The organism is Schleiferia thermophila (assembly GCF_003337435.1).
GTDB classification, from domain to species: Bacteria; Bacteroidota; Bacteroidia; order Flavobacteriales; family Schleiferiaceae; genus Schleiferia; species Schleiferia thermophila.
The window spans coordinates 114,165-138,419 of the sequence record NZ_QPJS01000002.1; the positions used below are offsets into that span (position 1 = coordinate 114,165).

General features: G+C 44.0%; 20 protein-coding genes. 10 read left to right on the plus strand and 10 right to left on the minus strand.

The genetic code is table 11. The features are described 5' to 3' along the window. Positions 1–19: 19 nt before the first annotated feature. Entirely contained in the window at positions 20–4,330 is a 4,311-nt protein-coding gene (locus DES35_RS05665) for a CusA/CzcA family heavy metal efflux RND transporter (protein WP_114366083.1), read from the minus strand. A 473-nt stretch (positions 4,331–4,803) separates the two neighbouring features. On the opposite strand from DES35_RS05665, the gene DES35_RS05675 reads away from it, so the two are divergent. The 3 genes from DES35_RS05675 (at position 4,804) to DES35_RS05685 (ending at position 6,306) form a co-directional block, all read left to right on the plus strand. Then, the gene (locus DES35_RS05675) at positions 4,804–5,238 is read left to right on the plus strand and encodes a nucleoside deaminase (RefSeq protein WP_114366084.1); all 435 of its coding nucleotides are present in this window, start codon (positions 4,804–4,806) and stop codon (positions 5,236–5,238) included. Between the two features lie 146 nt (positions 5,239–5,384). Further along, the gene (locus tag DES35_RS05680) at positions 5,385–5,852 is read left to right on the plus strand and encodes a hypothetical protein (RefSeq protein ID WP_037359282.1); all 468 of its coding nucleotides are present in this window, start codon (positions 5,385–5,387) and stop codon (positions 5,850–5,852) included. 40 nt (positions 5,853–5,892) lie between these two features. Then, the gene (locus DES35_RS05685; protein ID WP_037359284.1) at positions 5,893–6,306 is read left to right on the plus strand and encodes a BrxA/BrxB family bacilliredoxin; all 414 of its coding nucleotides are present in this window, start codon (positions 5,893–5,895) and stop codon (positions 6,304–6,306) included. Between the two features lie 25 nt (positions 6,307–6,331). Here the strand turns inward: DES35_RS05685 and pdeM are convergent, their stop codons facing one another. Then, the gene (pdeM, locus tag DES35_RS05690) at positions 6,332–7,000 is read right to left on the minus strand and encodes a ligase-associated DNA damage response endonuclease PdeM (protein WP_114366085.1); all 669 of its coding nucleotides are present in this window, start codon (positions 6,998–7,000) and stop codon (positions 6,332–6,334) included. A gap of 33 nt (positions 7,001–7,033) precedes the next feature. On the opposite strand from pdeM, the gene mce reads away from it, so the two are divergent. Beyond that, positions 7,034–7,435: a methylmalonyl-CoA epimerase gene (mce, locus tag DES35_RS05695; protein ID WP_037359287.1), complete on the plus strand. Its 402-nt coding sequence runs from the start codon at positions 7,034–7,036 to the stop codon at positions 7,433–7,435. Here mce and DES35_RS05700 read toward each other — a convergent pair. The 7 genes from DES35_RS05700 to DES35_RS05730 form a co-directional block, all read right to left on the minus strand. Then, a complete protein-coding gene (locus tag DES35_RS05700; protein WP_051889339.1) occupies positions 7,371–8,018 on the minus strand; it encodes an HAD-IA family hydrolase in 648 nt (215 codons plus the stop codon). The genes mce and DES35_RS05700 overlap by 65 nt on opposite strands. Then, positions 8,015–8,494: a hypothetical protein gene (locus tag DES35_RS05705; protein WP_037359290.1), complete on the minus strand. Its 480-nt coding sequence runs from the start codon at positions 8,492–8,494 to the stop codon at positions 8,015–8,017. The genes DES35_RS05700 and DES35_RS05705 overlap by 4 nt, the downstream gene beginning before the upstream one ends. Next, on the minus strand, positions 8,491–10,974 hold the full coding sequence (locus tag DES35_RS05710) for a PAS domain-containing sensor histidine kinase (RefSeq protein ID WP_114366086.1): 2,484 nt from the start codon (positions 10,972–10,974) through the stop codon (positions 8,491–8,493). Before DES35_RS05710 ends, DES35_RS05705 begins: the two co-directional genes overlap by 4 nt. A 319-nt stretch (positions 10,975–11,293) precedes the next feature. Continuing rightward, a complete protein-coding gene (locus DES35_RS05715; protein ID WP_114366087.1) occupies positions 11,294–11,611 on the minus strand; it encodes a DUF4286 family protein in 318 nt (105 codons plus the stop codon). After that, positions 11,608–13,410 (minus strand): tetratricopeptide repeat protein, encoded by a 1,803-nt coding sequence (locus tag DES35_RS05720; RefSeq protein WP_037359294.1) that lies wholly within the window; start codon positions 13,408–13,410, stop codon positions 11,608–11,610. The genes DES35_RS05715 and DES35_RS05720 overlap by 4 nt, the downstream gene beginning before the upstream one ends. Further along, on the minus strand, positions 13,407–13,967 hold the full coding sequence (locus tag DES35_RS05725; protein WP_125039398.1) for a hypothetical protein: 561 nt from the start codon (positions 13,965–13,967) through the stop codon (positions 13,407–13,409). The genes DES35_RS05720 and DES35_RS05725 overlap by 4 nt, the downstream gene beginning before the upstream one ends. A gap of 55 nt (positions 13,968–14,022) precedes the next feature. Continuing rightward, positions 14,023–14,805 (minus strand): amidohydrolase, encoded by a 783-nt coding sequence (locus tag DES35_RS05730; protein WP_037359298.1) that lies wholly within the window; start codon positions 14,803–14,805, stop codon positions 14,023–14,025. Between the two features lie 31 nt (positions 14,806–14,836). Here DES35_RS05730 and DES35_RS05735 point away from each other — a divergent pair, with 31 nt between their 5' ends. Beyond that, on the plus strand, positions 14,837–15,844 hold the full coding sequence (locus DES35_RS05735) for a tetratricopeptide repeat protein (RefSeq protein ID WP_037359300.1): 1,008 nt from the start codon (positions 14,837–14,839) through the stop codon (positions 15,842–15,844). Between the two features lie 54 nt (positions 15,845–15,898). Here the strand turns inward: DES35_RS05735 and DES35_RS05740 are convergent, their stop codons facing one another. Further along, positions 15,899–17,341, minus strand: a complete 1,443-nt coding sequence (locus DES35_RS05740; protein ID WP_037359301.1) for an NADP-dependent isocitrate dehydrogenase — start codon at positions 17,339–17,341, stop codon at positions 15,899–15,901. Between the two features lie 276 nt (positions 17,342–17,617). On the opposite strand from DES35_RS05740, the gene DES35_RS05750 reads away from it, so the two are divergent. The 5 genes from DES35_RS05750 to DES35_RS05775 all read left to right on the plus strand — a co-directional run bounded on the left by DES35_RS05750 (position 17,618) and on the right by DES35_RS05775 (position 23,757). Continuing rightward, positions 17,618–18,133: an acyl-CoA thioesterase gene (locus DES35_RS05750; RefSeq protein WP_037359306.1), complete on the plus strand. Its 516-nt coding sequence runs from the start codon at positions 17,618–17,620 to the stop codon at positions 18,131–18,133. Between the two features lie 12 nt (positions 18,134–18,145). Next, positions 18,146–19,417 carry a phosphoribosylamine--glycine ligase gene (gene purD, locus DES35_RS05755; protein ID WP_114366088.1) on the plus strand — a complete coding sequence of 424 codons (1,272 nt, stop codon included), beginning with the start codon at positions 18,146–18,148 and terminating at the stop codon, positions 19,415–19,417. A gap of 888 nt (positions 19,418–20,305) precedes the next feature. Next, positions 20,306–20,845, plus strand: coding sequence for an RNA polymerase sigma factor (locus tag DES35_RS05765; protein ID WP_037359313.1), 540 nt, complete (start codon positions 20,306–20,308; stop codon positions 20,843–20,845). A 3-nt stretch (positions 20,846–20,848) separates the two neighbouring features. Next, entirely contained in the window at positions 20,849–21,676 is an 828-nt protein-coding gene (locus DES35_RS05770) for an anti-sigma factor (protein WP_114366089.1), read from the plus strand. A 239-nt stretch (positions 21,677–21,915) separates the two neighbouring features. Next, complete coding sequence (locus tag DES35_RS05775; protein WP_037359317.1) at positions 21,916–23,757, plus strand: CHRD domain-containing protein; 1,842 nt, start codon at positions 21,916–21,918, stop codon at positions 23,755–23,757. The last annotated feature ends 498 nt before the right edge of the window (positions 23,758–24,255 follow it).

Genomic DNA, 24,255 nt, shown 5'->3' on the forward strand with positions numbered 1-24,255 from the left:
GAAAAGCAATAAAAAATAACTAATTTTCATCGCACAAAAAATTTATTTCATTTATTAAAAGATAATATTGTAATAATACCTGTAGATAAGTAACTTCAGTATTTATCATCTGTGAAATAGCTTGCACATATTCGAAAGAACTAATAGAGCCATTTATAAACTCGGATAATGCTGTTTGTTTTAATTTTATTGAGTAATTTAATTGATTTTTTGAGTAATCTTCAATTTCTTTTGATAGTCTTTCAAAAGAATCAATCAAAAATTTCAAATCATTACTTAATTCTATTTTTCTTTGAATAGCATTATTTTTCTCTATAAGATACATAAGTTTTGATTGTTTAATTCTTGCTATAGCAGAATGTGCAACCAAGGGAATTTGTATTCCAATGTATACTCCTCGAAATCCTCTTTCTTTTTCGAGACTTTGATTGAAGTATCCTATTTGTATATCAGGGAAAAATATTTGTTCCATTATCTTCATATCTCTATATGCTAACATTTCTTTTAATTCTATTTCTTTTGTAAATAAGTCGGATAAAAGTAACGCTTCGAACTCATGTTGATGATTGAAAATAGTATCTTTTGGTATAACTTCTATATCCGCCGGTAGTGATAAAATCTTTCTAAGATCACTTTGATATCTAGATACGTTGTTTTTAGCTGTTTGATATCGAATAGAAATTTCTTTTAATTGGTTTTCGATGAGCAATATATTTATTGGTTTTAAGGCTTGATTACTTTTTAATGAATTTATTTGTTGCTTGAGGTTTATGGCATTTTCGTATTCCAGTTTATATATATTCATAATCCAATTAGCAAACAATAGATTTGTCCATGTATTTATAATGTCTCTTCGCAATATTTTCCTGGCAAGTAATTGATTATTTTTTGTATACTCATACTCCACTATCGCCCTCTTGTAATTAGCAATTTGTCTTGTAATGGAGTTTAAATTTTGAAATGTTTCAAAATTATAATCGTTGTTGATAAAATTTATTTGTCCGTATGTATAGGATATAGTTGTTGGGCCTGGATCAATCGCAGTGAGTTTTGCTAATCTTGAAATTTCAGTTTGAATAAGAGAATTCTTGATACTTAGGTTATTTGTCATACCAATTTCTATTGCCTCATGGAGTGATATTTCCAATTGTTCTGGTTGCGCATTTAGAGAAAAATTGCCAGACAATATGGATAAAATTACAGTGAATAAAAATGACTTATGCTTTATAAATTTTCTGATTGTTTTTAGTACCAGAAAAGTATTTGGTAGGACAAAAAGGGTTAGTATTGTTGCAGTGATTAAACCACCAAAAACCACTGAGGCCAGAGGTCGCTGGACTTCAGCTCCTGCAGAGGTGCTAAGAGCCATTGGTAAAAAGCCGAATGCAGCCACCATACCTGTAAGAAGTACGGGTCTGACTCTTTGCATGCACGCCTTAAGAACAACTTTATATATATTCTCCCCGGGATTATTCCTTAATTCTCTTTGAATAACAGACATTAAAACAACACCATTTAAAACTGCTATTCCAAACAATGCAATAAAGCCAATGGATGCCGAAATACTAAATGGCATATTTCGAAGTAACAGCGCAAAAACCCCACCTATAGTGGCCAATGGAACTACCGAAAAAATCAAAAAGGCTATAGAAATATCGTTGAAAGCAATATATAATAAAAATAAAATGATGAGAATTACAATGGGAAGAATGAGTTCTAATTTGTTGACGGCTCTTTGCAAATTTTCAAATTGACCACCATAATCAATGAGTACTCCTGGGGGTAGTTCTACATTGTTTTTTACATAATTCTCTATTTCGTTTACTACAGATTTTACATCTCTCCCTCTTATATTAATGCCTATTTCTACTTTTCTCATTCCCCTTTCTCTCGAAATTTGTCTTGTTCCGTTTTGGTCTCTGATTTTTACAAAATGGTAAAAGGGTAAATTTCCATATGCAGTTTTGATGGGAATGAAATGAACCGATGCATTATTCGTTGTATCTGCTGACCTAATTACAATTGAAAATCTCTTTTCATTTTCATAAAATTGTCCTACTTCTATACCAGCTCTGAATGATTGTAAGGCAGTATTGATATCTGATACACGTACACCTGATATGGCCGCAAAAGGTCTATTGATTTCATAAATGCGATAAGGGAGTCCTGTATTAATTTCAATGCGTACATCAGCCGCTCCTTTTACGTTTTTAGCGAATGAAAACACTTGTTTTGATATTGAATTAAGCACATCTCTGTCTTCTCCTAAAATTTTTATAGAAATATCCGATTTATTTCCAGAAAGCAATTCATTGAACCGCAATTGAATTGGCTGTGAAAATTCCATTTGAATGTGAGGGAAACTTTCGGATAAGAGAGATTTCATAGCGCTTACAAGTTCATTTTTATCCCGGTGTTTCCATGAAGATTTTGAATGTAATATTATCATGATATCTGCCTCTTCAATGGCCATTGGGTCTGTTGGTACTTCAGAAGAGCCAATTTTTGAAATAACATGCTTGACTTCCTGAAAATTGTTGAGCAATACACTTTCTATTTTAGTGGTTGTAGCTATCATTGATTCCAATGACGAGCCTGGTTCAATCAATACCTGTAAGGCTAAATTTCCTTCTTCCAGATTGGGAACAAATTCAGCTCCACGGTTCACCAGAATGAAAATTGATGCTACAAATGATAAGAAAGCAATAAAAATGATTATTTTTCCTCTACTAAAAGACTTCTCAAGCAAGAGGGAGTATAGGGATTCAATTTTTTTCTGAAAAATGTTTGAAAATTTCAAATGTTTATCATCGGGATGCAAAAACAAGGTACATACAACGGGCACATAAGTCATTGAGAGAATTAAAGAACCGATTAAAGCAAACGACAATGTTAAGATCATTGGCTGAAACATCTTTCCTTCTACTCCTTCAAAACTTAATACAGGTAACAGTACCAGTAGAATAATTAGGATTCCAAAAAATGCTTTGCTGTAAATGGATGATGATATGGTTGCAATTTCTTGTTTTTTGATATTGAAGTTTGCCATGGAAAGGGAGCTGTTTCTAATGTTGAAATGGTGCATAACACCTTCAACTATTATTACTGCACCATCGACCAGGATTCCAAAATCAATGGCACCAAGCGACATTAGATTTGCTGATACGCCAAATACATTCATCATTCCGAAGGCAAAGAGCATGGACAGGGGAATGACACTGGCTGTGATTAAAGCAGCTTTGTAGCTGCCAAGAAAAAGCAGTAATATCAGAACTACAATTAAAGCTCCTTCAGTTAAGTTTTTAATCACAGTTGTAATGGTTCTTTGGATGAGATGCGACCGGTCCAGAAAAGGATAAATTGTGATGCCTGGTGGGAGTGTAGATTCTATTTTTTTTATTCGTTCGTGAATGTTTTTCAGTACTTTGGAAGAACTTTCATCTTTAAGCATTAAGACAATACCCCCAACGACTTCCCCCTTCCCGTCCATTGTACATGCACCGTATCGGAGTGCATGTCCCGGACGAACATCTGCAACATGCTTTATTTGTATTGGTATATTGTTTTTCAGCGCTACTGGTACATCTTTGATTTGTTGTTCGTTTTTTAGCAACCCATCCGTTTTTACATACACTGCATTACTGCCGAAAGACAGATAACCACTTCCTACATTGGCATTGTTAGCCAAAATTGCCGTGCGGATATCATCGATGGTAATTTCATGTTGGGATAGTTTTTCCGGATGATAGGCAATTTCATATTGTTTTACAAAGCCACCCAGCGATGAAATGTCAATGACTCCGGGTATTCCGGCTAATTGTTTTTTGACAATCCAGTCCTGAATAGTTCTCAGGTCATAAAGGGAATATGCATTTTCGTATTTAGGGTCAATAACCAGCACATATTGAAAGATTTCGCCCAGGCCAGTTGTGATCGGCATCAATTCGGGCTTGCCGTACTCCAATGGGATTTCATCGCTGAGGATGTTGAGTTGTTCTGCAATGAGTTGCCTGCATGTGTAGATGTCTCTGTTTTCCTCAAAGACCACTGTGATGACACTCAGTCCATATCTGGTGATACTTCTTAATTCATTGACTCCCGGTAAGTTGGCAAGCTTACGCTCAATCGGTGCTGTGATGAAATACTCTACTTCATCGGCTGATAATGCTGGCGAAAAGGTCACTATCTGAGCCTGATTGTTTGTGATGTCGGGGACTGCGTCAAGAGGAATCCTAAATAAAGACCAGATGCCCCAGCCTGTAAGCAGAACTATTCCAAGAAATACGTACAATGGATTGTTAACGCTATAAGAAATAATTTTTCTGACCATAAAATTCCGAGGTAATGAAATGAAGAAATTACCGAATCAAAGAATTGAGAAAGAAAGGATTATTTGGACAAGGGTGGACCTCGGAATGATTTGCTGCTGAAAATACCAGCATTAAAGTAATGGAAATGATGCCAATACCGTAATTTATTATCCTGAAAAAGATATCTCGGATTGAAGGAGTGATTTTTATCGGAAAAAAATGGTGTAAAGACGAAAAAAAGCAGGGAATTATTTTTCGTGAATTCTTCAAGATGGTCCTTCCCCTGGTCGAAGGAAAAAATTTTTTCCAGTACGGATAAGAGGGTTGTATTCTCTCTGTTTGGGTCGGTTAAGATGACTGCATCATGCTGGTGTAGTGTATTTGAATGAAAATGCGGTATGGCGGCATGTAACTGTACTATAGACAGAGCAGTCCAGAGTAGTAATTTTCGAACCGCATTCATGCTGACAAAAATAAACAGAACATACCGAATATGTTGGACCATGAATATTTTATGAACATAGCTCTGAATGAGGCAAATAAGGCATTTGAGAGTGGCGAGATTCCGGTAGGTGCAGTCATTGTCAGTCAGAACGTAATCATCGCTAAAGGGCACAACCAAACTGAATTACAGGAAGATGTCACGGCTCATGCAGAAATGCTTGCCCTCACGGCGGCTTCCAACGCGATAGGGAGTAAATATCTGAAAAACTGTACGCTGTACGTCACTCTGGAGCCTTGCGTGATGTGCGCCGGAGCCTTGTATTGGGCTCAGATCGGACAGGTTGTGTTTGGTGCTCCGGACCCAAAGAGAGGATACCGTCGATATGGTAGTTTGTTGCATCCAAAAACCAAGGTTGTATCTGGAATATTTGAAAACCAATCGGAAGAGTTGTTAAAAAAATTTTTTTTGAGACTAAGAAGATGATCACTTTCCATTTATGAAATATAAATCCCATAATAGGAATAATTCCAATCCGCAATATTTTATAAGTTTTTGTATATCAATATTATAAAGTGCTGAAAGGTCTTTGGCATCTGCTTGGTCATATTGGATAAAAACCTCTTCAGACAATGAAAACGACCACACCAAATTACGTAAAATGGCTCAGAGTAGCTTTTTTAGTGCTCACGGCACTTTCTATTGCTGAATATTTTGGCGCAGCATTTAGCACTATTCCATACTTGTGGGGATATAGTTTTATCGTAGTTGCTGCTTTAATAGTCTTGGTTTACGCGGTTCTTGGCCGGCCATACTTCAGGATGGATTCGACTACGGATATAATAGAGTTTGAGAATGGTTTTTCAATGTTTGATTTCTTGGACAAATACCTAATTGTGAAAAAAGACATGATTCGCGAAGTAAGGTTGGAAGAGGGAATGTTCAAAAAAAAGCTTGTAATTGCATATGAAGACTCAGGGGAGATAGAAGAAATGAGTTTTGAATTAAGTTTTCTGCACGATGAGCAAATAAAGCAGATATTGAATGAATTGCAAAAAGCGCAGAATCAACCCCACTTCTACGAATCGGTGACAGGTTAAATCAGTCCCAAATGTCATATTTTTGTCCAAAAATTATCGTATGTATCCTGAAGAGCTTATTGCCCCGATGCGTTTAGAACTGGTTAAGTCCGGATTTACAGAAACAAGAACAGCGGAAGAAGTAGAAGACTACATTAAAAATAAGAAAGGAACAGTACTGGTCGTGGTCAATTCGGTATGTGGCTGTGCTGCTGCTAATGCAAGGCCTGCGGTAAAAATGGCGGTACAACACGCCAAAAGACCCGACTATTTAATCACGGTATTTGCCGGTAATGATGTAGAGGCAGTAAAAAAAGCGAGAGAGTATATGCTGCCGTTTCCGCCCTCATCACCTTCCATTGCTCTGTTCAAAGACGGCACCTTGGTGCATATGATTGAACGGCATCATATAGAGGGGCGACCGGCCGAACTGATTGCTCAGAATCTGATTTCTGCATTTGAGGAGAATTGCTGAGAGGGTTGTATCCATGTAATTTGGATTAAAAAGTAATGGGAATAATCTTGTCTTTTGCAATTAGATAGACCTCCTCACCAGTTGAGGGCTGAATGTTGAAAAGTCCTGTAAAATCTCCGTATGCCGGTAGTATGGCTTTGTTGTTTGTTTTGTAGAGACAGGGGAGTCGTACCGATTGTTTTCCTTTTCCCTTAAGCAGGTAGCCCGGGTGCATATGACCACAAATTTCAAATTTTGAGACCTCTTCGGTGGCCTGATGGACAAAAGTGATTCCGTCTGTTGAAAATATATCGCAGATTTTCAATCCAGCTGATAAATATTGTCCGGAAGGGAGAATGTCGTGATTACCTCTGACCAGAATAAACGATGTACGATTTAAACTGAGGATTTCGGATTTAAAAATTTCCCATTCTGAATTCACATCTGAGTGAAACAAATCGCCCAGGAAAATTACCTGTTTTGGTTCAATGCTACGGATAAGCTCTTTAAGCCTGGTCATTTGAGTTAGAATGGCATCCACCGGCAGAGCTACTCCTGCTTTGCGAAAATGTGTAACTTTTCCAATATGTGCATCTGCAATAATCAATATATGATATTTGGGCCATAGCAGTGCTCGCTGAGGCAGGAGAAGAAATGAATGCCCGGCCAAATGCACATTATATCCGTAGTACAAAGGCAGTCTAATGGAGTTCAAAGTTTTATTTTCGTGTTTTTAAAATCAACCACAATGTTTGGAAAAATTGAACACATTGGCATAGCTGTAAAAAACCTCACTGAAGCAGAGCAACGATATACGCAGCTTCTTGGAACCAGCCCATATAAAAGAGAGGAAGTTGCTTCGGAGGGAGTACTCACATCATTTTTCCTGGCAGGTGTTAATAAAATAGAATTGTTGCAGGCACTGAATTCCGAGAGTGCGATTGCAAAATTCATCGAAAAAAGGGGGGAAGGAATACATCATGTGGCCTACGAGGTAGAAGACATCTACAAAGAGATGGACCGATTGAGAAATTCGGGATTTACTTTGCTGAATGAGCACCCGAAAAAAGGAGCAGATAACAAGCTTATTTGTTTTGTTCATCCGAGAGATGCTCATGGGGTTTTGGTTGAGCTTTGTCAAAGTATCTAAGACTTTGGGGAGAGGTGTAGTGAAGGACCTGAAGTCCCAAAGAGTTGGCGGTGGAGATATTTTGTTCGTTGTCGTCAATTAGAAGAGTTTCATCAGCTTTCCAATTCATTTCGTTCAGAATTAAATAAAAAAATTCAGGTTCGGGTTTTCGGGTCTGATGTTCGTAGCTGAAATACAGTTTAAGGAAAGCTTTTTTGAAATACGCAGAGGTAAATGGACCGTGTTTTTCCCAGATATGCCGAATGTGGGTGAGGTTTGTGTTTGAACAGAGCACCTGATTAAGGCCTCTTTTTTTCAGTTTGTGCAGCAAGGCCAACTTTTTTGTGGGAATATGGTCTATCAGTGAGTTCCAGATTTCTTTAATGGTGGAAATGCTGACCCATCCTGGAAATAAAAGTTTGACTTCGCGGAAGAATGTGTGTTCATCGATGAGGCCTTTTTCGAAGAGGTGCGAAAAGTGGGTGTTCAGAATATGAATATCCGATTTTATACCATAATCACGGCATTTTTTGTGAAACAGGTCAAAATTTAAATCGATAAGTACGACTCCGAAGTCCCAAATGATGTTTTTTACTGGCTTCATGGATATACGAAAGAGGTTGAATCGAGAGGTGCATAGTTTTTTTCAGACCGGATGGTTGTGTTTTTTAGCTGAAAATCGAGTACTCTGCAATGCCTATCAAGGGTATACATGGCACCCGAAAGTGGGTCAATGACCAAGAGTGAAATAGGGGCTAAAGGTGGAAAGAGTAAATTGGCCAGATACCATCCATCCAGATGAAACGTAATTTGCTTAATCTGACTTTCAAAATCAGGGTCGTTGACCAGCACGGTGTATTTCTGTCTGATAAAGGGCAGGTATGAGGAGGAGACATAAATCATTTCGGGTGTTCTGCCAGTGTGAATGCGGTTCTGAAACCTGTCGTAGACATCAAAAGAAACGTTATAAGGGGAAGAGGTGATATGAACGGGATAGGTAGAGGAAGAAAACAGGGTGGCACAACTGCAAAGCATCAGGAGAAAAGATGAGATGGAACTTAACTTCAGCCAGGTTTTCATACATTTAACAAGGTTTCTTTTTTCTCGTATTTTGGCCAGATAAAGTGGAAAGAAGACCCTTTGCCAACTTCTGATTCTACCCAGATACGGCCCCCTTTGTCTTCTACAATTTTTTTAACGATGGCCAGCCCCACACCTGTACTTTCAACCTCATCACGGGCCTTGAGGGTCTGAAACATAAGGAAGATTTTTTCATGAAAATCGGGATGTATGCCTTCGCCGTTGTCAGTGATGACAAATTCTAATTCCTTTCCGTGGTCAATCCACTGAATCCGGATTTTCGGGGTTTCCTTGTCGTTGTATTTTACTCCATTGGAAATGAGGTGAGCCATAACTTTTTCGAGGGCTGCTTTTTCTGAAAACAGGGAAATTTCATCTTCTTGAATGGTGATTTCAACATGAGGTGGAAAATTCATTCTTGCGACGAGGTCTTTGGTCATGGTGTTGGCTGAGAAGCTCTCTACCCGGGAGCGTATGCGACCGACTCTGGAGTATTCGAGAATGCCGTTGATGAGGTCTTCGAGTCGACGAACCCGACCTCTGAGTAGTCTGAATTGTTCTCTGGTTTCGCCTTCGAGTTTATCGCCGATATCTTCTTCAATCCATTCGCTCAGATTGTTGATGGCTCTGAGGGGTGCTTTCAGGTCATGGCTTACGATGTAGGCGAAGCGATTGAGTTCATTGTTGATTTTTTCGAGGGTGCTGTTGTATTTGAGAATTTTTTCATCGGTCCATTTTCGGTGAAGACTTACGGCTATCAGGTCGCCAAAGACTCTTAGCAGGCGGATGTCTTCTTCACTCCAGGTGCGCTTGAATCGAACTGCATCGAAGCCGGCAAAACCTATGAGACGCTCATTGACTACAAGTGGGACTACTACCAGGGATTGAATGCCTTGTGGCTCGAGGATTTCTCTTACGCTTTGCCAGTCATCGGGGAGGTTTTTTACATCGGGAATGTGGATGATTTCCAGGTTTTGCAGTTTTTCATTCCACTGTGGAATGAGGTCGGCGGGTATCATCTGGAGGTTATCTTTTTCAGGGGAGATGCCCTCGGCACACCATTCATGGGTGTTGCTCATTACTTTACCGGGTTCGTCGTACTGGAATACATAGACGCGGTCGGCTTCACAGAAGCGGCCTACCCGTTCCAGGGCCAGGTTAATTTTTTCGTCCAGCTCTCCCTGAATGGAATTGATGAAGCTGGCAGAGAGCTCGACGAGCAACATTTCAAAGTCTGCCCGGTATTTAAGGTCTTTTATGAGTTCTTTAATTTGTGAGATGTCTCGACTGATGCCTACTAGTCCATATATCAGGCCGTTTTCATCTTTGAGGGGGACTTTAGACCTCTGTAGCCAGAAGGCTCTTCCTTTGTTGTTGATGAGAAAATGTTCCTGATCGATGATGGGTGTGCCCTCGTTCAGTACCTGGTGGTCGTCTTCGTTGAAGATGGAGGCATGTTCTGATGGATAAATTTCGTCGTTTGTTTTGCCAATCATGGCATCGATGCTGTCGAGTCCGGCAAATTCGGCATCTTTGGCATTGGAGATAATTCTCCGGCCATTGCTGTCTTTTACAAATATTGCGTCGGGGATCAGGCTGATGACGGTTTTCAGCAGTTTGCTTTCGCGTTCCAATTCGTGCTGAAGGTTGTAGATGGGGGTTACGTCGTAGGCTTCTACTAAGGCGGCTTTGGTATGGGAGTCTTCGTAAAGGATTGGGGTGATGGTCAGGTCAAAGTGGTATATTTTGTCATCATACCCTGATTGTATGTGGAGGTGTTGTTTTTTTTGTGTGTTGAGGGCTTTTTGCAGGGTGCTTAAGAGAAGCTTTTTGTCTTCTTTGGGGTTGATGAAGTTGATTTGGTCGATGGATGCTTTTTGAATCAGATGGGCGGAGTCGCCGGCCAAGGTTTTGAACTTATTGTTGCAATTGAGTATTTGTCCGTTTTCATCGACAAGGGCGGTTATGGCGGTGGATGAGTCGAAGAGGGACTTGAAGCGTTTTTTTTCGTTTTCGAGTTCTTCGAAAAGTTCGCAGTTGCGACAGGCAAGGGCTAGTTTTTGAAGGGGGATGGAGAGGGATTTGACAAAGTTGTCGGAGTGGCTAAGGGTGTCGGCAGAGAGCAACAGAAAACCGTAGTCGTTGAGTTCCCAGATGGTGGTTTGTGGGTTGATTTGTCCGGGTTTGGTGGGAAGATGGTGTTTGAACGTATGGGTTGGGTTTTTAATCAGGTTGGTGGTCCATTGGATGGCTTGGGCGATATGTGGCTGGTCGTCGTAGGGTTTTACGGAGTAGAATACTTTGATTTGATTTTCGGGTAGATGGTGCTTTAGGACGAGTGCATTGTTGAGTCTGAGTATTTTTACCAGGGGGGCGAGGCTTTGGGAGAGCATATCGTGCAGGTGATTGGAGTTTCCGATGCTGTTGGAAAATTCAAATGCTGAATGCAGGTCCCATAGGAAATCGATATCTGCTGACATAAGGAGGAGCTTTTCTACGTGCAAATATTGAAACTAATTTTCATTGGTGTGTTTAGGAGGTAAATTTTGTTGTGGGATGTATGTACAGTGGGGTAATGCGCCAGGGCGGAGGCGGATATGAGCCGCAGCAGGCGGGCTTAGTGGCACACGGGCGAGGAGGCGGAGCGGTAGCAAGCCACCGCAGCCCAATGTGCCAGGCCTGCCTGCAAGGGGAATAGGAGCCGCAGACCGGCCCCCGGCCGCCGGTCGGAAGCGGCCGGGGGAGGCGCCCAAGGTTCTAAAGGAAGTATTTTGTTTTTGGAGTGTTGAGTGAGTGGGTTCAGAATTCGTCGATGATTTCGAGGATGGTGCGGAAGGCGACGAATTTGTCGGCGTATCGTTGGGTATGTTCGTTTTGGAGGTCCGGGGCGAAGAGGTTTTGATACAGGGTAAGGGATTCGCGGTCTTTGGCGATGTACTGGATGGCGTAGGTAGTGCCTTGGGGGTCGTCGGCCAGGACTTTGGATATTTTGCATTCGTCGAACATGCCGGTGGCCAGTACATCGGGGATGTGTCTGGTGCGCATCCAGTGGAGCCAGTCGTCGTGGACGGTGTCGTCGATGTTGATGGTGACGTTGTAGATGTATCGTTTTTTCATGATGGGTTTTGACTAAGGAGTGTGCGCAGGCGCATGCGGGCCTGATGGTGGAGGAAGCTATCGGTAAATTCGAGGACAATGAGTTCGAGTAGTTCTATGGCCCGGCGTGGGTTGTTGAGTTTTTCCTGGTGCAGGACTGCTGCTTTGTAGATGGCCTGGTCGGCCAGGAGGTCGTAGCCGAAGATGGTGTAGACGCGTTCGTACCATTCTACGGCCTGCTGGTAGTGGCCCTGGGCTTCGTAGGTCATGGCTTTGAGCAGATAGGCGTCGTCTTGTATGGGGTGGTTGGTGTATGTGTTGATGATGTAGTCGAGGATTTTGTGGGTGTTTTGATATTCGCCTACGTGGTAGAACATGTCGGCGTGGGCGTAGAGGGTCATGGCTTCGTAGGTGGTGTCGCCTCCTGAATTGAGCATTATTTTGGAGGCGTAGTAGCTTGCCTGGTTTGAGGTAGGTTTGGAGGTGCTCTCCTGGAGGATTTCAAATATTTCGAGAGCCCAGGGTATATCGCCGTTGTAGTAGATGGCGCGTGCGCGTGCGAGTTTGGCGTTGTCTTTTAAGGTTTCGGATTCGGCGATTTCTTCGGCTCTTGCATAGGCTACGATGGCGATCATGGGTTCTTTCATGGAGAGGTAGATGTCGCCTTTGAGCATGAGGAGTCGGGCTTTTTCGTCGGCGGGTTGGCCGGGTAATTTTACGAGGCTTTCAATGAGTTCGAGGGCCTGGGTTTTTTGTCCGGTGCGTTGGGCCATGAGTTTGGCGGTTGCTTCGGCCAGTGAGGAGGTGTTGAAGCTAAGGCCCTGAGTTTGCAGGAGTTTTTGGTTTTCGTCGATGATGGTTTGAACGTGTGAGAGGGGCCACTGGGGGTCAAGTGCCTGACGGGCGCGTGCTTCATGCAAGGCAAGGGTGGCGCGGTGGAGGTAGCTGGCGTTGGTGGTATGGCTGAGCACCCAGGTGAGGGCGTCGATGGCGTGGTGATAATCTTGTTGTTTTATGGCATGGAGGGCGAGTTGGTAAATTTCGCCTATGGTGCCAAATTCGGTGCGTTGGTGCCATTCTTTCAGAAAGGCGAGGGCTGATGGGTAGTCGTTTTTTTCGGTGTAGATAAAGGTAAGTACATCGGCCATTACAGGGTTTTTGAGCTGAAAGGCGCGTGTGTACAGGTGGGAGGCAATGTAGGAGAGGTCGTCTTCACCACCTTCGGCTGCCATGGCGCGTGCCAGTAGGCTTTTGATGGTCGGAGCCATGGAGGGAGTGCGTTCGAGGATTTCGATGTAGGCATCGTACATTTTTTCGAGTTGGCCGAGGTCTGCGTAGAGGAGGGCTTTTTGGTAGGTGAAGTTGAAGGAAGGATTGGCTTTTTCGGCGATTTCATAGGTGCGCAGAGCGGCTTCGAAGTATCCTTTGTCGCTGAGGGCCTGACCTACCTGATAGGCGTTTTGGGGATTTTTAGCGATGGATTCGAGGATTCGGTTGATGATTTTCGACTCGGCTTTTGAGTCGCCCATCCTGGCTTTGGCAAATGCGACGTCAGCCAGGTAAATGCCTTCGGGTTCGTTGGTGCGTTGGAGGTGTTTTTCGGCGAGGGTGGCGGCTTCCTTGTATTCTTTGAGCTCGAGGTGGCACTGATACATCCGCAGGTAAAAAAGGCGCTGTGGACTGCGCTTGTAGAGTTCGCGGTATTCGGCCAGGGCTTTGTCGTATTCTTTATTTTCGAAATAGGTATCGGCCAGCTGTGGATTTTGTGCAGCTGTTTGTACGGTGACTGCTGAGACTATTGATATCAAAAGGGTTCTCAAGGCAATGGATTTTGGAGGTCGTATTGCATGGCGCTGTCGAGTCTGCGTTTCAGTTCGGGCCATTTGTCTTTGTAGTTTAGAGGGTTTCGAATGCGTTTGTAAAATTTGGTCATGGTTTCCTGCATGGCGATCGATTCGTGGTCGATGTACATGCGGAGGGTATCGTTAAGCGAATCGGCTGAACGAATCATGTTTTTTAGTGCTTTTATCTGTTTTTCGTTGAAGTCAAGTTCGTGGATGATTTTTTGATATTCGGGTAGGGATTTGGTGAGCGTACGGCGAGTGTCTTCAAGGCCTGAGAGGTCGTAAATAAAGAACTCACGCGAGTATTGCCTGGGGCTGGTTTTGAAGTGCTGGTAGTACACTTCCAATTCAGCCAGGATGGTTTTCATGCGCTCGGGATTGTATTGTCTGGCTATTTTTTTTGCTTCGGCTATCTGGGCTTCGAGGGTATCGAGGTAGTAAATCACCTGTAGGTCTTCTTCCGGTAGGCTATCGATGGATTTGCTGCTGCAAGCGGATATCATCAACACTATTGGGAGCAGGAGGCGATGCATGTGGAGTGATTGTTTTAAGAGATAAAGGTACATCATGGGCAAAAGTTTAAAAACTTCACTGTATGGAAAATGCATCGGCATCGTTGAGAAAGCCGAGATTGTGCCTGAGTTCGCGCAGTTCGGACAGGGAGAGGGTTGCGCTTAGAATGCATTCGGTGTCGCTGGCCGGTTGAGTGATTTGCTGGCCAAGCACATCATACACAGCCGAGTCACCACTGTGAAACACCCCGGAGGCATCGTAGCCTACGCGGTTGACGCCTGCTGTATAGGCCATGTTTTCGATGGCTCTTGCTGGCAGAAGGGTGCGCCATGCATGGCTACGGCGCTGCGGCCAGTTGGCTACATAGAGCAGCAGGTCATACGGGTTTTCAGGTGATTGGCGCGACCAGACCGGAAATCGCAAGTCATAGCAAATCAGTGGCAGGATTTTCCAGCCCCGATACGATATGCTGATCTTGTGGCGCCCGGCTGTATAGTGCTGATGCTCGCCGGCCAGGGTAAAGAGATGGCGTTTGTCGTAGGTGTACTCCTGGCCATCTGGTGTGAGGAAGTAAAGCCGGTTGTAGTAGCGGCCGTTATCTTCTGCGATAAGGGAGCCACAAACGGCTGTGCGATACACCTGAGTGAGCTCGTGCATAAAATCCAGTCCGGCGTGTGCAGCTCGGTTTCCAAAGGTTGCCGGCTGCATACTAAAGCCAGTGTTAAACATCTCAGGGAGCACCAGCAGATGACAGAAGGGCATATCTTCGCACAGTTTTTGAATTTTGGCGTGATTGCCTTCGATATCGTGCCAGGCTATATCGTATTGTACCAGGTTGATGCGAAATTCATTATTCATCTGCTTTATAAGTTTTTTTCATCTGATTTCATTGTCCACAAAGGTACGCGCACAAGATATCAGCAGGCTGCATGCGGCCGGGCAATATTCCAGGTTGCTGGCCTATGGCAACAAGATCGATTCACTTCGAGGAGAGGAAGCTCTGCTGGTAGCGGATGCATATTTCAGGCACAAAAATCCCGGAAAAGCTGAAGACATCTTGTACAAGGTCATCAAGCGTGGATATACCACGGAAGAGGCCTACTGGCAGATGGCACAGGTGCTTCTGGCGCAGGAGAAGTGGGTGGAAGCGCTGGAATACACCGAAAAGGCCCTTAAATACGACCTTCGAAATTACACCTATCTAAAGACACGTGCCGGAATACTCCTGCAACTAGGTAAAAACCGCGAAGCCGAGGCTGAGTACAGAATGCTTATCAAGCTGCGTCCGGGAGATGAAAGCCTCTACTGGCTAGCCTACCAGGCCATGGCTGAGCAGGAAGATTACCGGAGGGGAAAGGCATTTCTGCTGCAGCATTTGTCAAAATTCAAAACTCCGGGGTTCCAAAACAGTGCGTACGACGCCTTGATACGCACCTACCTTTACACGCTGAAAATGCCCGACAGTGCTTACTATTTTATAAAAAAGTGGCAGAATGCTACCGGTATCTCCAATGAAAATTTATCTGCTGAAATACTTGTGCTCACCCGAAAGGGAAACTTCACTCAGGCCATGGGGTTAATCGATGCACACAAAAGCCAAATAAAAATGACGAATCTAGGTGTACTGTTTGACGAAATAGACGGTGGCAGTGACTTCGCTCTGCAGGTTTACTACCATCCTGGCAAAAAAGAATATACGGCCTTTGTCATGGACAGTGAGAAGCAATATTTTCAAGGTAAAATTCATTGGAAAACGACTCCTGACCGAGGCTCTAAAGTCAGAATAGAGCTGCCGAGGCAATTGGAGGAACGCACCTACGCCATTAATCCAGCAAATTACCATGAGGTAAGGGCAAAATTTTTACACATAGCCCGTGCGATCAACAATTTGGAATAAAAAGACCCGCTGGTTCGCAGCGGGTCAGTGTATTCATGCTATAGGTGGGAACGATTACTGTCCCTGGCCTAGAGAGAAAGCTCTTTCGCCGTTGAAATAATACAGATTTTCTGTTTTAATTACATCGATACCTGCCGCTTCTGCGCGTGTAAGCAGGTCGATGATCTGGTGCTTGGTCAGGTTCTGGCCATTGTTGGTTTTAAATCGGCAGCGCCAGTGATCGGTGCAGAAAGTAGCTTCAAACCCGTCGGGATACACCTTCACACCGCGATTGGTAATCATGTCCAGATAAACATTGTCTTTGTTGAGGGTTTCCAGCTTCTTGCCGATTTCATTGGCGTTGAATCCGGACCAGTGTACGAAGAGATCCACACCCACTAGGTCTTTCTTGGCCGGTGCTTTGCGTTCGTATTTAGGCAGCTTGAAGGCAGTGCCAGCCTTAAAGCTCACGGGTTTCAGGGTTTGTGGTTTCTGACCAAGCCTTTCGATTACGGCATCTGCAAAATCGCTTGTGCTTACTTTCTTTTTGCTGATGCCTTCTTTGTAGATGTCGTAGGTGTGTATACCGTCTTCCAGTGTCTTGAGCCATGCATTTTGTACTTTTTCAGCCACATCACCTTGTCCTATGTGAATGAGCATGAGAATGGCACCCTGCAGCAGCCCGGAGGGATTGGCCACATTCTGACCTGCGCGACGGGGAGCTGAGCCGTGAATGGCCTCAAACATCGCATATTCATCGCCGATATTAGCCGAGCCGGCCAGTCCTACTGAGCCGGTGATTTGTGCAGCTACATCCGACAGCACGTCCCCATACAGATTGGGCATTACGATTACATCAAAGGCTTCAGGGGTATCGGCAAGTTTTGCAGCACCGATGTCCACAATCCAGTGTTCTTTTTCGATGTCCGGATATTCAGCACCTATTTCGTCAAATACTTTATGAAAGAGTCCATCGGTCTGCTTCATGATGTTGTCTTTTGTGAAGCAGGTTACCTTTTTTCGGTTGTAAGCACGGGCATATTCAAAGGCATAACGCACGATTTTCTCGCTTCCGGGGCGGCTTATGAGTTTCAGACATTGCACCACTTCGTCGGTTTGCTGGTGCTCAATGCCGGCATAGAGGTCCTCTTCGTTTTCCCTGATGATGACTACGTCCATCACCGGATGTTTGGTCTCTACAAAGGGATGAAGACTTCGGCATGGGCGCACATTGGCATAGAGTCCAAGTGTTTTCCGGGTGGTTACGTTCAGAGATTTGTAACCTCCACCCTGCGGGGTGGTGATGGGTGCTTTCAAAAAAATCTTATTGCGGATGATGATATCCCAGGCTTCCTTTGAAATACCAGCCGTATTGCCCGACAAGTATACTTTTTCACCTACTTCGATCTCGTCTATTTCGATTTGAGCTCCGGCAGCCATGATGATTTTCAATGTGGCATCCATGATTTCCGGACCTATGCCATCTCCTTTAGCTACGGTAATTCTTGTTTTTGACATATTTGGTGATTTATTTAATTAGTTGCTCATTGGGCAAATATCGCAATCCGTGGCCAAACAAATCCCATCAAAGGGCTAAAAATTTTGTTATCAATCAATTACAAACGGTGTACATCATACACGATCCCTTTACAAAATACTTGTGCCCCAAAGCTTTTATCCGGTGTATTCTTACCCTTTTCCGCGCCGTATTTGTAGCCTCCTGCTACATTTACTTTCTTTTTGCGCTTTTCCTCAGGCTGCAGGCGGATATTTGCATGGCAATTAGTAGTTTGAATGAAGCCTAAAAAGCCCTCCGAATCCCTTACCATCATGACCGAGTTGGTACTTCCCAACGATACCAACAATCTCAAGAATCTCTTCGGTGGCCAGCTATTGAGCTGGATGGACCGCTGTGCGGCCATTGCAGCCCATCGTCATTGCAAGCGGATAGTAGTGACGGCCTCTGTCAATCACGTCTCTTTTCAGCATCCGATTCCCGAAGGCAGTATTGTGACGCTCGAGGCCAAAGTAAGCCGTGCATTTTATTCGTCTATGGAAGTATTTGTAGATGTGTTCATCGAAGAAAATGCACGGGGTGAACGCATCAAAGCCAACGAAGCCATTTACACCTTCGTAGCCGTAGACCAGCTCGGCAATCCCATACAGGTACCGCCTGTGGAGCCCGAAACTGAGCTTGAAAAAAAACGCTACGATGGAGCCTTGCGCCGGCGCCAGCTAGCCCTTATACTCTCCGGAAAAATGAAACCCGAAGAGGCTACAGAGCTCAAAGCTCTCTTTATCAAAGAGTAAATCAAGACATTCATGAAAAAAATCCTCCTCCTGGGTAGCGGTGGCCGTGAGTATACGATGGCCTGGAAGATCTCCCAAAGCACCATAACTCACCAGCTTTTCATTGCACCTGGCAATGGAGGCACACATGCTTTTGGCACCAATCTGCCTTTTGGTTACAACGACTTCGACTCCATCATCGGCTTTGCCCGCAAGCATTCAATCGATCTGGTAATTGCAGGGCCCGAAGAGCCACTGGTCAACGGCATTGCCGACCGGCTGTCCACAGAGGGAATACTTGTTTGCGGCCCCGTGGCCCAGGCAGCCATGCTGGAGGGCAGTAAGTCTTTTGCCAAGGATTTTATGCAAGCAATGGGCATACCTACAGCAGCCTATCGCGCATTTGAATCCCGTCAAATAGACGAAGCCCGGCAATTTCTCCACACCCTTACCCCACCTTATGTGCTCAAAGCCGATGGTCTGGCCGCTGGCAAAGGTGTGGTCATTTGCCACACACTCACCGAAGCAACCGATACGCTCGATGCCATGCTTCTCGGTGAGCAATTTGGGCAGGCAGGCAGGCGTGTGGTCATTGAAGAGTTTTTATCAGGGATTGAATTTTCCGTCTTTATTGCCACCGATGGAGCGCACTATGTCCTATTGCCCGAGGCCAAAGACTACAAGCGCATTGGTGAGGGCGATACCGGCCCCAATACCGGAGGCATGGGCGCCATCAGTCCCGTCCCCTTTTTCAATGAATCACTTCGCCACAAAGTCATTACCCGCATCATCGAGCCTACCCTGCAAGGCCTCCGGCAAAGGCAAATTCCGTATCGAGGTTTCATCTTCTTTGGCCTCATCTCCGTAGCCGGCGAACCCTATCTGATCGAATACAACTGCCGCCTCGGAGACCCTGAGACAGAAGTCATTCTGCCTCGCCTCGACGAAGATTTTCTCCAACTCTGTTTCGACATAGCAAACGGCCAACTCGGCTCCTCCCGTACCGCCCTGGCCACTGCTCAGGCAGCAGCCACGGTCATGGTCGTATCCGGCGGATATCCCTCCACGTACCAGAGAGGTTTTCCCATCACGTTGCCCGACACATTGCCACGCGACACCCACATCATCAACGCCGGTACCAATCGCCAGGCAAACCTACTTACCACATCAGGTGGCCGTGTACTGGCCGTCACATCCCTTGCACCTGACATCCGCCAGGCCTTGCAGCTCAGCTACAGCACCATAGAGCACATTACTTTTGAGCAGATGTACTATCGGCGCGATATCGGATACGAATTTCTGTAATGTTTTTTTGGGCGCCTCCCCCGGCCGCTTTCCGCGAGCGGCCGGGGGCCGGTCTGCGGCTCCTATTCCCCTTGCGGATCGGGCGTGGCACAGCGGGCTGCGGTGGCTTGCTCTCGCTCCGCCTCCTCGCCCGTGTGCCACACAGGCCCGCCCGCTGCGGCTCATATCCGCCTTCGCCCTGGCGCATCAGACACGTCCATCCTCCGTCCAAATGCTCGAAAATCAAAAAACCTGAAACTAGAATTCTGAAAAACAATCCAACGGAAGTTACCTCTTTCCTGACCGTTGTTACTGCTGAAACCGTCGCACGAGGCTTAAAAATGTTTTAAAGAGGTTCTGACCGGTCCTACACAATTTTATCTCTAAATTTTGCATCCCGTCAAAGGATACTTTCGCCATCAGGGAGCGCAAGTCCATTAAGCCTCCCCGGCTCGTTCTGCAAGTCCATAAAGTGAACTGAAGAACAAATGCTTCCCTGATTCCATTCAAACACCCTGCGCGCAAATATCCCTGTTCGCCAACATCCCGCACCCAAAAAATTTTGCTCAAAACAATGAGGTACAGATTTAATTGCAGTGCATTCTACTATCGATACCAATACAGAGCCGGCCACTGCCCTCAGAAGCTTCGTCTCTCAATCAGTGGCAGAAACCGTGTAAAAAATCACCCACATAGTAATGACAAAAAACATCGGTTCCCGGAGAGATTGTCCCGGCAACCTGCAAAACCGGATCCTGTAATCCGAAAAAAACACCCTGGTATTTGCATTTCCTTGCAGATTTAATGATTTAAAGCAAGAACATCAGAAAGCCCACAGGCATAAAAAACTCATGCAATTAACTTTGCCCATCAGGCCACCCATACAGATTTCACTTTAAATGATAAAAAATGCCATTAAAACCCGCATTCATAAAAGATGATTTGGCACAAGCTCTGAAAACCAAAAGTCAAGGTGCGTTTAATCAAGTATATGAGATGTACGCCCCGACTTTATACGGTATCATCTTAAAAATCGTAAAATCAGAAGAAAACGCACAAGACGTATTGCAAGAGTCCTTTATTAAAATTTGGAAAAATATCGATGCATACGACGCATCAAAAGGAACATTATTCACCTGGATGCTTCGCATCGCAAGAAATACAGCCATCGACTACACACGCTCAAAAAAAAATCAGGACAAAATCCGAATGGATGATCATTTCGTACATATACAGAAAATACCAACTGATGAAATAACATCCGATCACATAGGACTAAGAGACGTAATTTCCAATCTAAAACCCGAATACCAACATGTAATTGAGACCGTTTACATCTATGGCTACACACAGGAACAGGCTTCAGAAAAGTTAAATTTGCCAATAGGCACTGTAAAATCGAGAATAAGGAAAGCTATAAAAATTTTAAAAGAAATTTTAAACGATTAATCCATGAACCTTAAAGAGCTTATTATATCATCTGGCATACTTGAGGATTATGCTCTGGGAAGTGCATCAGAAACCGATGCAAAAGGAGTAGAATGTCTGGCCAGATGTTATCCGGAGATACAAGAAGAAATCTTTCTCATACAAAATTCACTGCAGCGGTATGCCGAGCAGTACAAGGTCAATCCTCCCGAGGGCCTTAAAGAAAAAATCTGGTTATCCATCCAAAACGACACGGCACCAACGGCACAATCAGCAAAACCACACTTCAAAGGCGCTTCCGGAAACCTTACCGCCATAATGGTCAAACACAAAAAATGGATAGCCGCTGCGTCCGTTCTGTTTGTATTCACGGGTCTTTTGCTATACAGCTTGTATCTGCACAGCCAGCTAAAAGAAACTAACAACCGATTTGCCCTGCTGGAAACAGAATCAAAATTGTATCAAAAAGAACTACAGGCGCAGAAAGAAGCATACACCCTGGTCCGATCTCAATTTGATTTTCTGCTCGATCCCTTTACAGAAAAAGTTGTGCTCAGAGGAACCAGCATCCAACCAGAGGCCCTTGCCACCGTATACTGGAACAAAAATTCGCAGGAAGTTTACGTAGCTATCAATAACCTGCCACAGCCACCTGAAGACAAGCAATTTCAGCTGTGGGCATTGGTAGATGGGCGCCCCTTCGATGCAGGACTCATAGAAGAGGTTTCTGCCTTAAATGTCCAGAAAATGAAAAGCTTCAAAGATGCAGATGCTTTTGCCATTACATTGGAAAAAAAAGGTGGTAGTCAGGTGCCCACGCTCGAAGCCATGTATGTGATAGGCACTATTTAAGAAACACTTCTATTTAACATCCATTCTACAGCAGGACAAAGCCCAGATTTCCTTTCCAACTGGTTTGTTTTTCATGGACAGCAATTGTTCCGTATCCAGCCAATTTTAGAATGTATGAGCAGCAATTACCACATGTGCTCCTGTTCTTGTGCCCTATAAAATTTTTGAAAAAACATATCATCAGTAATCCAAAATCTGATTTTATCCGTAGGTATTACTGAAATTCAAAAATCAAAAAAATGAAAAAGCAAAAACTCTTTTCTTTAGCAATTGGAATGTTGCTGAATGCTCTAAATGCAGTAACCGGCCATCTCACCGAAAAACTGCTAATGTCAGCAAAACTGGATGGTTCTCAGGAAGTGCCGGCAGTAAGTACCAATGCGTTGGGGGTGGCCGGCATTCTGCTTAATTCCACGCGCGATACGGCATGTATCGACATTACAGTTACCGGGTTGAGCGGCCCCATTACAGGGATTCATATCCATGAAGGTGACCCGGGGATGAATGGACCGGTAGTAATAGACCTTACACCTTTTGTTTCCGGATTTAGAATTTCCACTATTTTAACCGGAATGCAACTGACCCAGCAAACCATTTCAAAATTACTAAGTGGCAAGTATTACATAAATGTACATACAGCCGCTCATCCGGCCGGAGAAATTAGAGGACAAATTTATCTGGAGACAGACTGGGCGTTTTCCACCAAATTGGATGGCAGTCAGGAGGTGCCACCGGTCATGACCCCGGCATACGGAGTCGGCTTTTTTAATTTGTCAAAAGACTTGTCAAAAATTACCTATCAAATTGTAACACAAAATCTGAGTGGCCCCATCACCGCTGCGCATCTGCATTATGGTGCTATTGGTGTTAATGGGGGTGTTGCAGTAGATCTAACCTCCAATATCAACGGCAATGTAATTAGCGGGGTCATTAACAATCCCTCTCAGATGTTACTGGACAGCCTGATGTCATCAAAAATTTATATCAATGTTCACACAAACATGCATCCCGGAGGTGAAATCAGGGGCCAATTGATGAATGAAAAGAGGTATTTGTACTTCGATGCCATCATTGACGGAATGCAGGAAGTGCCACCCGTTGCTACCAATGCCAAAGGAGTGGCCACAGTGATGTTAAACACTACCTTAGATACATTGTGGTATGACATCGTTGCGGACGGTTTGAGCGGTCCCATTACCAGCGCGCATTTTCACAATGCTCCCATGGGAAGTAATGGACCAGTAGCTGTCGACCTCACATCCTCAATAATGGGCAACAGAATTTCAGGAATGGTGACAGGTGCTGCTCTTTCCAATGCATTTATCAACCAATTACTAGTCGGAGATATCTACATTAACATTCATACAGCTGCACATCCTTCCGGTGAAATCAGAGGTCAGGTATACCGGGTGGCAAGAGAAGGGTACACCATTTCTTTGGATGGCATGCAGGAGGTGCCCCCGGTTATGACTTCTGCATTTGGCACAGGGATAGTATCAATCGATCGCAATCAAGACAATGCTCATTTTATGATTGTATCCCATGGTTTGGAGAGCAACGCAATACACTTTCACAAAGGTGTGGCAGGTCAAAATGGCCCTGTTATTTTTGATATTACCCCACTTTGGATGAACAACGGTGCTTTTGGATTTTGGAAAAGTTCTGACCAGATGCCTTTTACACTTCAAAACTCCATACAATTCAGGCACGACAGCGTGTATGTCAATGTACATACCATGGCTCATCCCAACGGGGAGATCAGAGGACAAGTAACCAGAAATTCCAGCTGCTTAAGTCAAACAATTGGAATAGATGAAGAATTTTTTACCGAAGCAGACGCAATTAAAATTTATCCCAATCCAGCTGCAGAATGGCTTAATGTGCAAATAGAAAACACATTTGATAAAAATTCTTTTCTATCAATCAGCGATGTAACCGGCAAAATTGTCTATTCGCAACAATTACCTTCAGGTTCCGCTATTGTACATAAAATAAATGTACAAAACCTAAATAGTGGGGTCTACATAATCAAAGTGCAAACAAGCAATAAAGCGATTCAAAAGAAGTTTGTCAAAAAGTAAAATTAAAAGGAAACCGCCCCGTATTTTGGGGCGGTTTTTTATCTGAAAATAACGAAGAACCGACTGCAGAACATTCAAAATGTTTCTTGAAACCCACTCTCTATTTTTCGATTTTATTTTAAAAAGAACCGGCCAAATAGCAGAAAAAACTTGCTAATCCTGCCCATATCAGGCCGCGATGTACTTATAGGAACTACGCACCAGTCAGCTACAACTCAGCTTAGCCATCCAATGCATCATCCCATTCACTGCATATCGCTTTAATTCCTGAAACCTCGCTTTTGTTAATCTAAGTAATTTTAGGTTTATTGTGTAGCAAATCAAAGCAAACGACAAAGAAATCGGTCAATTATGACATTTCGTTCAACGTAGAAAAACAACTTATATTAAAGTAACAAGTATTCGTGCTCAGGCTACTTTTCAAGTTATCCAGTGTTTCGTTTTTAGATGCCTGAATTTCGGTTCAGAGGTCGAGCTTGAAAGTTTACCAGTATAAAA